Genomic DNA, 12,952 nt, shown 5'->3' with positions numbered 1-12,952 from the left:
CCCTCTATGGACGTCAGTGTAAAAAACATTCGCAAGGAATTCGATCGATACCCGGCCTTGAACGACGTGTCGCTCGATATCCGCTCCGGGGAACTGATCGCGCTTCTCGGCCCCTCGGGCTCCGGCAAGACAACGCTGCTGCGCCTTATCGCCGGCTTGGAGACGCCGACACTCGGCAGCATCTATTTCGGTGCCGAGGACGCCTCGCACCGCACGGTGCAGGAGCGTCACGTCGGCTTCGTCTTCCAGCACTACGCGCTGTTCCGCCACATGACCGTCGCCGACAACATCGCCTTCGGCCTGACGGTGCGCCCGCGCGGCGAGCGCCCGCCGAAGGCCGAGATCCAGCGCCGCGTCAGCGATCTCCTGGAGATGGTGCAGCTCTCCGGCCTTGAAAAGCGCTATCCCAACCAGCTCTCCGGCGGCCAGCGCCAGCGCGTGGCGCTCGCCCGCGCCATGGCCATCGAGCCGAAAGTCCTGCTGCTCGACGAACCCTTCGGCGCCCTCGACGCCAAGGTTCGCAAGGAACTGCGCCGCTGGCTGCGCGAATTCCATGACCGCACCGGCCATACCACGGTCTTCGTGACGCACGACCAGGAAGAGGCGCTGGAGCTTGCCGACCGCGTGGTCGTGATGAGCCAGGGCAAGATCGAGCAGGTCGGCTCGTCCGACGATGTCTATGATCGGCCGAACTCGCCCTTCGTGTTCTCATTCATCGGCGACAGCGCCAGCCTGCCGGTCAGCATTTCGGATGGCGCCGTGCGCTTCCAGAACGAGCCGATCGGTATCGCCCCGCATGGCGGCGATATCGCCTCCGGCGACGGCACGCTGTTCTTCCGCCCGCAGGATGTCGTGCTCGTTGCCGATCCGGCGGCGCCGGCGCTGGAAGGGCGCGTATCGACCTCGCGGCGTCTGGCCGGCACCCGCATAGCAGATATCGATATCGGCACGCCCGGCGATCCGCATCACGTGGAGATCGAGGTGCCGCTCGACGCGCAGGCCTCGACGGGCACGATGCTCCGCTTCCGGCCGACCCGCTGGAAGACATTCGCGGCATGAAACGAAAAAAGGCCGGCGGTGACGCCGGCCTTTTTGTTCGCGCGGAGGCGAGGCCTCAGCCGGGAGCCTTGTCGACTCCGCCGGAGACGAGGCGGCCCTTGTGGAAGGTCGCCGTTCGTGGCGAAACGCGAGCGACCGCTTCGGCCGTGCAGCTCGCCTCCGCCAGCGAGAAACTAGCTTCGTCGCCGACCTTCGGCCACGCGCGGTTGCCGTCATTATCGAGCGGCAGCACGCCGCCGGTGGAAATGGCGAGCGACCGGGACAGCTGATATTCGTCAGAGCCGCGATAGAGCTGCGCGTAGAGACAGGCCTTATCCAGCATGTCGCCGCTGCCGAAGGGCGACCAGTGGTCGATGACGCTGTCGGTGCCGGTCATGACGAAGACGCCCTTTTCGGTGAGCTTCGGCAGCGGCATCATCAGGTCGGCGATTGGCACCGTCGAGGCGATGGTCATCCCGTTTGCCGCGAGCCGGCCGGCGGTTTCTTCCAGCTGTTCGGGCGAGAGCCTCGTCAGCGCGAAGGCATGGCTGATCGTCACCTTGCCCTTCAGTGCAGGGGTCTTTTCCACCGTATCGATCATGTAGTCGAACGCGGCAACGCCCGCCGGGCTCGTCTCGTGCAGGTGGATATCGACGCCCTTGCCGGTATCGAGCGCGATCTGGAACATCGCGTCGAGCGATTTTTCCATGGCGCCGTCGACATTGGTCGGGTCGAGCCCGCCGACATAATCCACGCCCATCTGCATGGCCTCGCGCATCAGACCGTCGACCTTGGAATGCAACAGGCCGTGCTGCGGGAAGGCGACGATCTCGCAGACGAAATCTTGCCTGTGCCTTTCCAGCGCGATCTTCAGGTGTTCGAGGCTCTTCAGCCCGCTCACCGGATCGATGTTGCAATGGCTGCGGGCAACCGTGCTGCCCTTGGATTGAAGGAGTGCGATCAGACCTTCGGCGCGCTCGACGGAGGTCGGCAGCAACTGCGGCAGGAGTTTTTCCTCCAGTGCGATCATGTCCATGATCGTCTTGCCCTGGCGCGGACGCGGCGCCCGCCACGGGCCGCCATAGAAGGTCTTGTCGAGATGGATATGCATGTCGCGCATGGTGGGCAGCGCGAGCCGGCCGTTCGCCTGGTAGATCGGCAGACCGGCGGGAAGGGTGCTGCCGGCGGCATGCAGAGCGGCGATCCGGCCGTCCCTGATTTCGAGCGTATGGAGCGCCGTTCGCGTGGCGACGATGACGTCGTCGTCCGTTTCGAAGCCTTCCTCGAGCCTGACATCGGCCAGCAGATAGGGACTGTCCTTGAGTGCCGTCACGGTCTTCTCCTTCGCGCAGTCTTTTGTCTGCGCCGCGACCTGGCCGCCCGTGCCGGCCAGTCCCATTGTAGTCGATGCGGACCCGCTCCGACAGGCACCGGCCGCGTCGAAAACGCGGCCGGCTCCTTTGCTTAGAAGCTGACGGCGCGGTCGCCGTCCTCGTCCTGGATGCGGGTGGGAAGACCCATGCCGTTGAGCAGGTTGATAAAGGGCTTCGGCGGCAGTTCCTCCACGTTGGCCATCTTCTTCACGTCCCACTCGCCGGTCGCAACCAGCATCGCGGCGGCGACGGGGGGAACGCCGGCGGTGTAGGAAATGCCCTGCGAGCCGACTTCCTCATAGGCTTCCTTGTGGTCAGCCACGTTGTAGATGAAGACGGTCTTTTCCTTCCCGTCCTTGAAGCCCTTCACATAGTCGCCGATGCAGGTCTTGCCTTCATAACCCGGCGCGAGCGATGCCGGATCCGGCAGCACGGCCTTGACCACCTTGAGCGGCACGACTTCCTGGCCTTCAGCGGTCCTGACCGGCTGCTCGGAGAGCAGGCCGAGGCTCTTCAGGACAGTGAAGACGTTGATGTAGTGATCGCCAAAACCCATCCAGAAACGCACGTTCGCGCCGTCCATGTTCTTGGCCAGCGAATGCACTTCGTCATGACCGCAGAGATAGGCGCGGCGCGTGCCGACGACCGGCAGGTCGTAATCCTTGCCGATTTCGAACATCTTGTTGGTCTGCCATTCGCCGTTCTGCCAGGAATAGACGACGCCGGTGAACTCACGGAAATTGATTTCCGGGTCGAAGTTCGTGGCGAAGTACTTGCCATGGCTGCCGGCATTGATGTCGACGATGTCGACGTCCGTCACCTTGTCAAGATATTCATCCTTGGCGAGCTTGGCATAGGCGTTGACGACACCCGGATCGAAGCCGGCGCCGAGAATGGCGGTGATGCCCTTCTCCGCGCATTCTGCGGCACGCTTCCACTCGTAGTTTCCGTACCACGGCGGCGTCTCGCAGATCTTGCCCGGCTCTTCGTGGATTGCGGTGTCGATATAGGCGACGCCCGTATCCATGCAGGCGCGCAGCACCGACATGTTGAGGAAGGCGGTGCCGACATTGATGACGATTTCGGACTTGGTGGCGGTGATCAGCGCCTTGGTGGCTTCGATATCGAGCGCGTCGAGCGCGTGGCCTTCCAGCACACCCGGCTGCTTCAGCGCCTTCTTCTCATGGACCGACGCGATGATCTTGTCGCACTTCGCCTTGGTGCGCGAGGCGATGTGGATGTCGCCGAGCACGTCGTTGTTCTGGGCGCATTTGTGCGCGACGACCTGTGCGACGCCGCCGGCGCCGATGATGAGCACGTTCTTCTTCATGTCGGGGGATATCTCCTTCTAACCCGGTACGCCTCAGGAGAGGCTTTCTTCATAGTTCGCGTAGGTGAATTCGCGGACCGTTCTGATGGTGCCGTCCAGTTCGCGGATGGCGATCGCCGGCATTTTGACGCCGTTGAACCAGTTCTTCTTGACCATGGTGTAGCCGGCCGCATCCTGGATGGAGATGCGGTCGCCGACCTTCAGCTGGTTTTCGAAATTGAACTCGCCGAAGATATCGCCGGCGAGGCAGGACTTGCCGCAGACCATATAGCGGTGCGGTCCCGTATTGGGGGAAAGCTTGGCGTTCTCCCGGTAGATCAGGAGGTCCAGCATATGGGCCTCGATCGAGCTGTCGACGATGGCGAGGTCCTTGCCATTGTTCAGCAGGTCGAGCACCGTCACCTCAAGCGAGGTGGATTTGGTGATCGAGGCCTCGCCCGGCTCCAGATAGACCTGCACGCCGTACTCACCGGAGAAGCGTTTCAGCCGCTCGGCGAATTTTTCCAGCGGATAGTTTTCGCCGGTGAAGTGGATGCCGCCGCCAAGGCTCACCCATTCGGCCTTCTTGAGCAGCGGCGCGAACTTCTCCTCGATCGTGCCGAGCATGCGGTCGAACAGGTCGAAATCACCGTTTTCGCAATTGTTGTGGATCATGAAGCCGGAAATGCGGTCCATGACCGGCTCGACCAGCTTCACATCCCATTCGCCGAGCCGCGAGAAGGGGCGGGCGGGATCGGCGAGGTCGAAGGTCGAGGAGGAAATGCCGGGATTGAGGCGCAGGCCGCGCACGATGCCGGAGGCCTTGTCGGCGAATCGATCGAGCTGGCCGATGGAGTTGAAGATGATCTTGTCGGCATGGCTTACGACCTCGTCGATCTCGTAATCCGCATAGGCGACGGAATAGGCATGCGTCTCCTTGCCGAAGCGCTCGTGACCGAGGCGCACTTCGTTGAGCGAGGAGGAGGTGGTGCCATCCATGTAGTCGCGCATGAAATCGAAGACCGACCAGGTGGCGAAGCATTTCAGCGCCAGGAGCGCCTTGGCGCGGGAGAGTTCGCGAAGACGCGCGATCTTCTCCATGTTGGCGAGGAGCTTCGACTTGTCGATCAGGTAATAGGGTGTGGTCAGGGACATCGGGGACCTGTCTGCTGCGGTGGGACGGCCGCCGGCAAAAAGGCCGGCAACGCGATAGGAACGCGGGTGAGGGCAGGCGCAAACCGCCCGCTCCGCGTGGCTCAAAAAGGGAAAAAGCCGCTGTTACGGTATCGTCGTGCGGACACGGCGATGTGACAGCGCTTTGGCGCTGTTACCCCGGTCGCGATAACGCTCAAGGAAGAGATTGGGCAGGCGCGGTGTCTTCACCGGACGGCGCAACGGCGCAGCCAGCCTGACGGCGTAAAAGCCAGAGCGGGCCGCGAGGGCGCGCATCGAGTAGCGTTCTTCCGTTCGGGGGGCATCCGAGCCCATCCCCGATTGGAAGAGGGTTTGCCAAGACATGGCGTCCTCCCCAACCAGCAGATGAAACCTGCATTCAATGGGGCGCTCCCTAGCATGGTGCGGTCGTGGATTTCAATGCATCTCTTGTGCGGTTTTTTTGAATGAAAAAACCGTTTCTAGGATTTGAACTGTTCTTCATAGGCCGCGACATGCTCCGGGAAGAGTTCTCCATAGAGCACGTGATCGATGCCAAGAATGGTGACTGTGATTTCCCCCAGTTCTTCCAGATAGTCTTCTATGTACATCCCGCCACCTGCCGGGATGGGAATGCCAGCCAGTCGAGCGTTCAGGGTGTCGGGAGCCTTCGGATAATAGACCGAATAGGCTGGTGTGGGGGCCATCTCGCCACATGCGACACCCATAGCGGGATCTCCAAGTTCAAACGACGTGGTTCCGATAAGAGTATCACCGGCGTAGATTTCAAATTTTCTCACCATTACCCCTAGTCGCGAATGATCGTCTTGAGCAGGAATTCTATGGAAAAACGGGGTCGCCGGAAACCGCGACCATCGCCTCTTTTTTCAAGGGATCAAGAAATTTCATATTTCGCTCTTGCACCTCTAGTCACTAGAGGTCGTAGAAGCATCGCATGAGACTGAAGAGGATTGTGCGATGGCTGATGTGAAAGAGACCCGGTTTCGCGTGGAGGGCATGGATTGCGCCTCCTGCGCCAGCAAGATCGATACGGCCGTGCGCCGCATGCCCGGTGTATCGGACGTTTCCGTTTCGGTGACGGCGGGCACGATGCGCGTTGAGCACGATGCGGAAAGCGATCTGGAGGCGATCCGCAGGAGGGTCTCCGGCCTAGGCTATGCGGTGACGCCGGCCGGCGCGGTGGCCGAAAAGCCGGCGGCCCAGCATGAGCATGGTCCGAACTGCAATCATGACCACGGCCATAGCCATGATGACGGGCACGACCACCATGATCATGCCGGGCATGACCACGATGCGCCGAAGACGGCGGCCATCGAGGGCCTGCATGGCCATGACCATGGCCCGTCCGAGGGGCCGTGGTGGAAGGGCAAGAAGGGGCGGCTGACTATTCTCGCCGGTGCCGCACTTGTCGTCGCCTATGCCGTGGGTCACCTTTTTCCTGATATCGAAACCTATGCCTTCATGATCGCCATGGTCGTCGGCCTGCTGCCGATCGCGCGCCGCGCCATCATGGCGGCGCTGGCCGGCACGCCGTTCTCCATCGAAATGCTGATGACCATCGCCGCCGTCGGCGCCGTCGTCATCAATGCGACGGAGGAGGCGGCGATGGTCGTCTTCCTCTTCCTCGTCGGCGAACTGCTGGAGGGTGTCGCGGCCGGCAAGGCGCGCGACAGTATCCGCTCGCTCTCCACGCTGGTGCCGAAGACGGCGCTGCTCGATGAGGATGGCCGCACCAAGGAGGTACCGGCCGAGACGCTTGCGGTCGGTGCCGTCATCCTCGTGCGCCCCGGCGACCGTATCTCCGCCGATGGCACGATCATCGAGGGCGAAAGCGCCATCGACGAGGCTCCGGTGACGGGTGAGAGCACGCCGGTGCGCAAGGATGTCGGCGATACGGTCTTTGCCGGCACGGTCAATGGCGACGCGGCTTTGCGCGTGCGGGTCACGGCAGCCGCGGCAGACAACACGATTGCGCGCGTCATCAAGCTGGTCGAGGAAGCCCAGGAATCCAAGGCGCCGACCGAGCGTTTCATCGACCGCTTCTCGAAATATTATACGCCCGGCGTGGTCGTCGTCGCGGCCCTCGTCGCGATCCTCCCGCCGTTGTTCTTCGGTGGCATCTGGAGCGAGTGGGTCTACAAGGGCCTCGCTGTGCTGCTGATCGGCTGCCCCTGCGCGCTGGTCATCTCGACGCCCGCGGCAATAGCCGCTTCACTCTCTGCCGGCGCCCGCCGCGGCCTGCTGATGAAGGGCGGCGCGGTGCTGGAAGGCCTCGGCAAGCTGACGGCCATCGCCTTTGACAAGACCGGCACGCTGACCGAGGGCAAACCCAAGGTCACCGACGTCGTCGCCTTCTCCGCCTCGGCCGAAGAGGTGCTGCGCCTCTCGGCCGCGCTGGAAGCCGGCTCGAGCCATCCGCTGGCGCTCGCCATCCTTGCCAAGGCTGCTGAAGACGGCATCGTGCCGCCGGTCGCCACCGGTTCGCGGGCTCTGGGCGGCAAGGGCGTCACGGCCGCCGTCGAGGGTAAGGAAATCTTCCTCGCCTCGCCGAAGGCCGCCGCCGAGCGCGTCGCCCTCTCCGCAGAGGTGCAGGCCGCCACGACGGCGCTCAACGATGACGGCAAGACCGTCTCCATGCTGATCGTCGACGGCGTGCTGGCCGGCGCCATAGCCATGCGCGACGAGCCGCGCGCGGACGCCGCCGCCGGCCTCAAAGCCCTCCGGGATCTAGGCATCAAGACCGTCATGCTGACCGGCGACAATGCCCGCACCGCAAAGGCCGTCGGCGCCGAACTCGGCATCGAGGTGCGCGCGGAGCTGATGCCGGAAGACAAGCAGCGCATCGTCGGCGAATTCCAGCGCGAAGGTTTTGTTGTCGGCAAGATCGGCGACGGCATCAACGACGCGCCGGCGCTCGCTGCCGCCGATGTCGGCATCGCCATGGGTGGCGGTACGGATGTGGCGCTGGAAACGGCCGATGCCGCGATCCTGCACGGCCGCGTCGGCGATGTCGCCCTGATGACCGATTTGTCGAAGCGCACCATGCGCAACATCGTGCAGAACATCTCGCTGTCGCTCGGCCTCAAGGGCGTGTTCCTGGTGACGACGATCATCGGCATCACCGGCCTGTGGCCCGCGATCCTCGCCGATACCGGCGCCACGGTGCTCGTCACGCTGAACGCGTTGCGCCTGCTGCGGCCGATCAAATAATGCGGCGCAGGACCCTTCTCGGCCTTGCCGGGCTTGCCGCGATCGTCGGAGCGACGGTCGCGGCAAAGCGGCGTCCGGCAGACCGGCCGAAACAGCGCGTCTTCACCTTGCAGACGGTGGATGGCAAGCCCTTCGGCTCGGCCGATCTCGCGGGAAAACCCTACCTCGCCTTTTTCGGTTTCACCCATTGTCCGGATGTCTGCCCGACCGCGCTTTTCGAACTGAGCGGCCTGCTCAAGGATATCGGCCCGGCGGCGGATCGCATCACGCCGCTCTTCATCTCCATCGATCCCGAGCGCGACACGGCGCAGCTTCTGAAGCTTTACATGACGTCCTTCGATCCGCGCATTATCGCGCTGCGCGGCGATGCCGCCCAGACCAAGGTGGCGGCGGAGGCGTTTTCCGCCTTTTACAGGAAGGTTGCAACGGAATCGGGCAGCTACACGATGGAGCACACCGCCGGGCTTTTCCTCATCCGCGCGGATGGCCGGTTGCAGGGCATGCTGGATATGCATGAGCCCCGCGCGGCGCAGCTTCAGAAATTGAAGCGGCTTGCCGCGTCCTAATCGTGTTCGTCCTGGCAGAGATCGTGGTTCGCCAGCGCGCGGATGACGTAGCAGTCGCGGATCTGGTCGGAATGGCAATGGCTGGTGATGCGCACCAGCTCTGCCTCCAGCTTCTGCAGGCGCTCGATCTTGCGCCGCACGGTCGTCAGCTGCTCGGCGGCGATGCGGTCGGCGTCGTGGCAGGGGCGTTCGGGATGCTGGCTGAGCTCGATCAGCTCGCGGATTGCATCGATGGTCAGCCCGAGATCGCGGGCGTGGCGAATGAAGGTGAGCCGGTCACGCTCGCCGCTGGAATAGCGCCGCTGGTTGCCCTCCGATCGCTCGGCATGGGAAAGCAGGCCCATCTGCTCGTAATAGCGGATGGTCGGAACCTTGACGCCCGTGGCCTTGGAAAGATCGCCGATCGTCAGCATGGTCTGCCCTCCTGAAACGCACTCCCCACAGATGTGCCGGGACGGTTTGTAAATCAAGCGTCGTCGCTCGGCTAAGGCTCGCTGCGACCGGGGTTCTCCCGGTCCCGGTCATAATGCCGCGCCAGCGGAAACGGTGGCAGCCAGGCTTCGCGGCGGATCGTCCAGAGCTCATAGGTCGGGGTGAACCGGTCGGGCTCATCGAGCACGCCGAGATTGACCTCGATTTCATCGCCGGTGCAGGCAAAGACCGGCGAGCCGCAGCGCGGGCAGAAGTAGCGCCCGGCATAGTCGCGCGTCTCCCCCGTCACGCTCACCGCCTCGCGCGGGAAGATCGCCGAGGCGTGAAACAGCGCACCGTGATGCTTGCGGCAATCGAGGCAATGGCAGACCCCGACCCGGTAGGGAGATCCCGACGTCTCAAGGCGGACATTGCCACACAGACAGCCGCCGGTCATGCGTTCCATGTCGTTCACCTCCAGATTCCTGAAGAGGAGAACTATTCTAACGATTTTTTGTTCGTCGCGTGACCCCGCGACGAAAGAAAGCCGCAAAGCTGGTCTTGAAGCTCAAGCAGCTTGAGGGTTTAAGCTCCCCGCAAGATCGATGCCGGATTCGCGGCATTCCCACGGCATGATGCCGGGCAGCGGCCCTTCCGGGTCATAAGATTAACGAAGTTCTAAGCAATCGCTTGGACTCTAGGCCTAAGATGCGCCGCCGATACCGGCGCCCCGATTTCCAAGACCGGCCCCAGCAATCGAAACCGACCCATGTTTGCGCTTCGCCATCTCCTTTCTCGTGAAACCACCCGCCCGCGTCTCTCGCTTGTCGCTCGCCTTGCCGCCGCGACGGTCGCCGGCAGCCTGCTGGCCGGCTGCATGGCCATGGATGTCGCCTCGCTCGCCGAAGCGCCGCAGCTGTCCAGCAAGGTGAAGGCGGAGATGGCGGCCAAGAAGATGCGGCCGGAAAGCCCGGTGCTGGTGCGTATCTTCAAGCAGGAGAGCGAGCTCGAGGTCTGGAAGGTCAATGCGAGCGGCCAATATGCGCTGTTCAAGACCTATCCGATGTGCCGCTGGTCCGGAAAACTCGGACCGAAGACGAAGAGCGGCGACCGCCAGGCGCCGGAAGGGTTTTACCATGTCTCCGCCGGCATGCTGAACCCGAACTCTCAGTACTACGTCTCGTTCAACCTCGGTTATCCGAACCGGCTGGAATCGGCGCTCGGCTATTCCGGCGAGGCGCTGATGGTGCATGGCGCCTGCTCGTCGTCGGGCTGCTATGCCATGACGGATCAGGGCGTGGGCGAGATCTATGCCATCGTGCAGAAGGCGCTGGAGGGTGGTCAGGAGCGTTTCCAGGTCCAGGCCTATCCCTTCCGCATGACCACGGAAAACATGGCCAAGCATAAGGGTGATCCCAACATGCCGTTCTGGCGCACGCTGAAGGAGGGCTATGATGCCTTCGCCTTCACGCGCAAGCAGCCGAAGGTCTCCGTCTGCGGCGGCCGCTATGTATTCAACCGGGAATTCGCGGGCGGCGAGCCGAGCGATCCGCTCGCCCAGTGCCCCGCCACGGTTGACGGTGCTCAAAATGATGTGATCGCGAAGATCGGTGCGGAACAAAAGAAGCTGGATGCGGCTTTTGCGAGCGCCACACCGGTTTCGAGCTTCGCCTATGTGGACGGCGGTATGCATCCGAGCTTCCGCTCGCTCCTGAAGCAGCAGGGCGCGAAGGGCATGGCCGCCCGCATTTCGCGCACGAAATACCCGGTCAGCCGGCCCGATGCCGCGCTCGCCGATCCCTATGACGATTGAGGTGTGAGGGCATTCCTTGACTGGTGAAAGCGTAACCCGCCGCTCCTTCCTGCTCGGTAGTGCAGGATTGGCAACCACAGTTTTGGCCGGCTGCACGACGCCAGTGCGCGAGCGGGTCGCGATAAGGCCCGAACCGGTCGTCGACAACAGCATCTACGCTGCCATGTATGGCCCGAAGGACGATGAGCCCTATCCGCTGCCTGCCATTCCCTACCAGAAGATCGATCCGCGCTTTTATCGCCAAATGGTGCCCAACCCGACGGGTGAACGCGCCGGCGTCATCGTCGTCGATACGGCGAGCCATTTCCTCTACCTGACCTATGAAGATGGGCAGGCGATGCGCTACGGCGTCGGCCTCGGCCGCGCCGGTTTCGAATGGGCCGGCCGCGGCGTCATCCAGTACAAGCGCGCTTGGCCGCGCTGGACGCCGCCGGACGAGATGATCGCCCGCCAGCCAGAACTGGAACCTTATAGCTCCCGCAACGGCGGCATGGAGCCGGGCCTGAAGAACCCGCTTGGTGCGCGCGCCATGTATATCTTCAAGGACAAGGAAGACACGCTCTACCGCATCCATGGCTCGCCGGAGTGGTGGACGATCGGCAAGTCCGTCTCGTCCGGCTGCGTGCGCATGATCAACCAAGACGTGGTGGATCTGTTCAACCGAGTCCAGAGCGGCACGCCCATCGTCGTGCTGGGCAACGCGGCCGTCGCCGCGGCCTATTGACTGAATACGATTTTCGCGTGTTATTGCATACAATTTCAGTCTGCCCTTCAGGGGCGGGCCGATCCCTATGCAAATGGAGCGCGACAATATGGCCGGCATCGAAACCCTGTTCACCAATGCGAAGCTGGCGGATGGCACGCTGAACGATATCGGCGTTGCCGGCGGCCGCATCGTCTCCATTGCGCCGGCAGGTTCGGCGGCCGATGCGGCGCATAGCGTGGACATTGCCGGTGCGCTTCTTGTGCCGGCCTTCGTCGAGGGGCATATCCATCTCGATACCAGCTTCTACGGCGACAAGTGGATACCTCACAAAGCCTGCACCAATGGTTTCGACGTGCATGAGCGCGTGGCTTTCCAGGCTCAGAACATGGCGCAGGCAGCGCCGATGGCGGAACGCGCGCGCAAGCAGCTGGAGCTCTGCGTCGGCCACGGCTCCCTCTCCATGCGCAGCCACGTCATGGTCGATGCGTCGGTCGGCCTGAAATCGCTGGAGACGATCCTGGCGATCCGCGAAGAATATCGCGATATCATCGATATCCAGCTCGTCGCCTTCCCGCAGAGCGGCATCCTCAAGAGCCCCGGCACGGACGAACTGCTGGACGAGGCGATCGCGATGGGCGCCGATCTCGTCGGCGGCCTCGACCCGGCAAGTTTTGATCGCGACCTGCAAGGCCATCTCGATGTCGTCTTCGGCGTGGCGGAGAAGCGCGGCGTCGGCGTCGATATCCATCTGCACGATTTCGGTTCGCTCGGCGTCTTCACCGTTGAGGAAATCTGCGCCCGCACGATGGCGCTCGGCCTGCAGGGCAAGGTGGCGATCAGTCACGCCTATGGTCTCGGCAATCTCGATGCGGATGGCGCCCGCCATATCGGCGCGAAAATCGCCGCCGCGGGCGTCTCCATCATGACCAACGCCCCCGGCGACCACGCCTTCCCGCCGGTCGCGCTGTTGCGCGCGGAGGGCGTCAACGTCTTCGCCGGCAGCGACAATATCCGCGATTCCTGGTGGCCCTATGGCGACGGCGACATGCTCGGCCGCGCGATGATGATCGGCTACCGCTCCGGCTTCTACACCGACGAGGAACTGAGCGCCGCCTTCGACGTGGTGACGGCAGCGAGTGCGAAGGCGCTTAGCCTCGAAGGCTACGGTATTGCTGTCGGCGCGAAGGCGGATTTCGTGACGCTCGATGCCGAGCATGTGCCCGAGGCGGTGGTGGCCGTGCCGAAAGGCCGCCGGGTGTTCAAGGGCGGACGACTGGTCGCCGAGAACGGTGCCGTCATCCGCTGACCCAATCAAAAAGGGCGCGCCATCGGCACGCCCTTTCTTTTTGCGCC

At 63.3% G+C, this 12,952-nt stretch carries 13 protein-coding genes; 6 read left to right on the top strand and 7 right to left on the bottom strand.

From position 1 onward, the window contains the following. The first annotated feature begins 6 nt into the window (after window positions 1-6). Window positions 7-1,059, top strand: a complete 1,053-nt coding sequence (locus D0Y60_RS18515; protein ID WP_117371449.1) for a sulfate/molybdate ABC transporter ATP-binding protein — start codon at window positions 7-9, stop codon at window positions 1,057-1,059. Between the two features lie 55 nt (window positions 1,060-1,114). Here the strand turns inward: D0Y60_RS18515 and D0Y60_RS18510 are convergent, their stop codons facing one another. The 5 genes from D0Y60_RS18510 to D0Y60_RS18490 form a co-directional block, all read right to left on the bottom strand. Then, entirely contained in the window at window positions 1,115-2,371 is a 1,257-nt protein-coding gene (locus D0Y60_RS18510) for an amidohydrolase family protein (RefSeq protein WP_245409226.1), read from the bottom strand. Window positions 2,372-2,502: 131 nt separating this feature from the next. Then, complete coding sequence (locus tag D0Y60_RS18505) at window positions 2,503-3,741, bottom strand: saccharopine dehydrogenase family protein (RefSeq protein WP_117371447.1); 1,239 nt, start codon at window positions 3,739-3,741, stop codon at window positions 2,503-2,505. Between the two features lie 33 nt (window positions 3,742-3,774). Next, window positions 3,775-4,875: a carboxynorspermidine decarboxylase gene (locus D0Y60_RS18500; protein ID WP_117371446.1), complete on the bottom strand. Its 1,101-nt coding sequence runs from the start codon at window positions 4,873-4,875 to the stop codon at window positions 3,775-3,777. 123 nt (window positions 4,876-4,998) lie between these two features. Next, window positions 4,999-5,238, bottom strand: a complete 240-nt coding sequence (locus tag D0Y60_RS18495; protein ID WP_147324540.1) for a hypothetical protein — start codon at window positions 5,236-5,238, stop codon at window positions 4,999-5,001. A gap of 116 nt (window positions 5,239-5,354) precedes the next feature. Continuing rightward, window positions 5,355-5,579 carry a hypothetical protein gene (locus D0Y60_RS18490; RefSeq protein WP_158565507.1) on the bottom strand — a complete coding sequence of 75 codons (225 nt, stop codon included), beginning with the start codon at window positions 5,577-5,579 and terminating at the stop codon, window positions 5,355-5,357. Window positions 5,580-5,850: 271 nt separating this feature from the next. Between D0Y60_RS18490 and D0Y60_RS18485 the strand changes: the two genes are divergently transcribed. Both D0Y60_RS18485 and D0Y60_RS18480 read left to right on the top strand, forming a co-directional pair. Continuing rightward, window positions 5,851-8,103, top strand: a complete 2,253-nt coding sequence (locus tag D0Y60_RS18485; RefSeq protein WP_117371443.1) for a heavy metal translocating P-type ATPase — start codon at window positions 5,851-5,853, stop codon at window positions 8,101-8,103. Beyond that, window positions 8,103-8,669 (top strand): SCO family protein, encoded by a 567-nt coding sequence (locus D0Y60_RS18480; RefSeq protein ID WP_117371442.1) that lies wholly within the window; start codon window positions 8,103-8,105, stop codon window positions 8,667-8,669. Before D0Y60_RS18485 ends, D0Y60_RS18480 begins: the two co-directional genes overlap by 1 nt. On the opposite strand, the gene D0Y60_RS18475 is transcribed toward D0Y60_RS18480, so the two are convergent. Both D0Y60_RS18475 and D0Y60_RS18470 read right to left on the bottom strand, forming a co-directional pair. Beyond that, on the bottom strand, window positions 8,666-9,082 hold the full coding sequence (locus tag D0Y60_RS18475; protein ID WP_117371441.1) for a helix-turn-helix domain-containing protein: 417 nt from the start codon (window positions 9,080-9,082) through the stop codon (window positions 8,666-8,668). The genes D0Y60_RS18480 and D0Y60_RS18475 overlap by 4 nt on opposite strands. 71 nt (window positions 9,083-9,153) lie before the next feature. After that, window positions 9,154-9,546 carry a GFA family protein gene (locus D0Y60_RS18470; RefSeq protein WP_117371440.1) on the bottom strand — a complete coding sequence of 131 codons (393 nt, stop codon included), beginning with the start codon at window positions 9,544-9,546 and terminating at the stop codon, window positions 9,154-9,156. A gap of 411 nt (window positions 9,547-9,957) precedes the next feature. On the opposite strand from D0Y60_RS18470, the gene D0Y60_RS18465 reads away from it, so the two are divergent. From D0Y60_RS18465 to D0Y60_RS18455, 3 genes are all read left to right on the top strand, one after another. Then, a complete protein-coding gene (locus D0Y60_RS18465; RefSeq protein WP_117371551.1) occupies window positions 9,958-10,893 on the top strand; it encodes a murein L,D-transpeptidase family protein in 936 nt (311 codons plus the stop codon). A 16-nt stretch (window positions 10,894-10,909) separates the two neighbouring features. Then, window positions 10,910-11,617 carry a L,D-transpeptidase gene (locus D0Y60_RS18460; protein WP_117371439.1) on the top strand — a complete coding sequence of 236 codons (708 nt, stop codon included), beginning with the start codon at window positions 10,910-10,912 and terminating at the stop codon, window positions 11,615-11,617. A gap of 88 nt (window positions 11,618-11,705) precedes the next feature. Next, on the top strand, window positions 11,706-12,905 hold the full coding sequence (locus D0Y60_RS18455; RefSeq protein ID WP_117371550.1) for an amidohydrolase family protein: 1,200 nt from the start codon (window positions 11,706-11,708) through the stop codon (window positions 12,903-12,905). Window positions 12,906-12,952 lie beyond the last annotated feature (47 nt).

This window comes from Shinella sp. WSJ-2 (assembly GCF_003432075.1).
Classification (GTDB): domain Bacteria; phylum Pseudomonadota; class Alphaproteobacteria; order Rhizobiales; family Rhizobiaceae; genus Shinella.
Note: the sequence above shows the minus strand (reverse complement) of the source record. Positions and strands in the feature narration are given on the sequence as shown.

Excerpts from the sequence above, each read along its gene's own strand:
- D0Y60_RS18515 (WP_117371449.1), top strand. The coding sequence starts at position 7 with ATGGACGTCAGTGTAAAAAACATTCGCAAGGAATTCGATCGATACCCG.
- D0Y60_RS18505 (WP_117371447.1), bottom strand. The coding sequence starts at position 3,741 with ATGAAGAAGAACGTGCTCATCATCGGCGCCGGCGGCGTCGCACAGGTC.
- D0Y60_RS18500 (WP_117371446.1), bottom strand. The coding sequence starts at position 4,875 with ATGTCCCTGACCACACCCTATTACCTGATCGACAAGTCGAAGCTCCTC.
- D0Y60_RS18495 (WP_147324540.1), bottom strand. The coding sequence starts at position 5,238 with ATGTCTTGGCAAACCCTCTTCCAATCGGGGATGGGCTCGGATGCCCCC.
- D0Y60_RS18490 (WP_158565507.1), bottom strand. The coding sequence starts at position 5,579 with ATGGCCCCCACACCAGCCTATTCGGTCTATTATCCGAAGGCTCCCGAC.
- D0Y60_RS18485 (WP_117371443.1), top strand. The coding sequence starts at position 5,851 with ATGGCTGATGTGAAAGAGACCCGGTTTCGCGTGGAGGGCATGGATTGC.
- D0Y60_RS18480 (WP_117371442.1), top strand. The coding sequence starts at position 8,103 with ATGCGGCGCAGGACCCTTCTCGGCCTTGCCGGGCTTGCCGCGATCGTC.
- D0Y60_RS18475 (WP_117371441.1), bottom strand. The coding sequence starts at position 9,082 with ATGCTGACGATCGGCGATCTTTCCAAGGCCACGGGCGTCAAGGTTCCG.
- D0Y60_RS18470 (WP_117371440.1), bottom strand. The coding sequence starts at position 9,546 with ATGGAACGCATGACCGGCGGCTGTCTGTGTGGCAATGTCCGCCTTGAG.
- D0Y60_RS18465 (WP_117371551.1), top strand. The coding sequence starts at position 9,958 with ATGGCCATGGATGTCGCCTCGCTCGCCGAAGCGCCGCAGCTGTCCAGC.
- D0Y60_RS18455 (WP_117371550.1), top strand. The coding sequence starts at position 11,706 with ATGGCCGGCATCGAAACCCTGTTCACCAATGCGAAGCTGGCGGATGGC.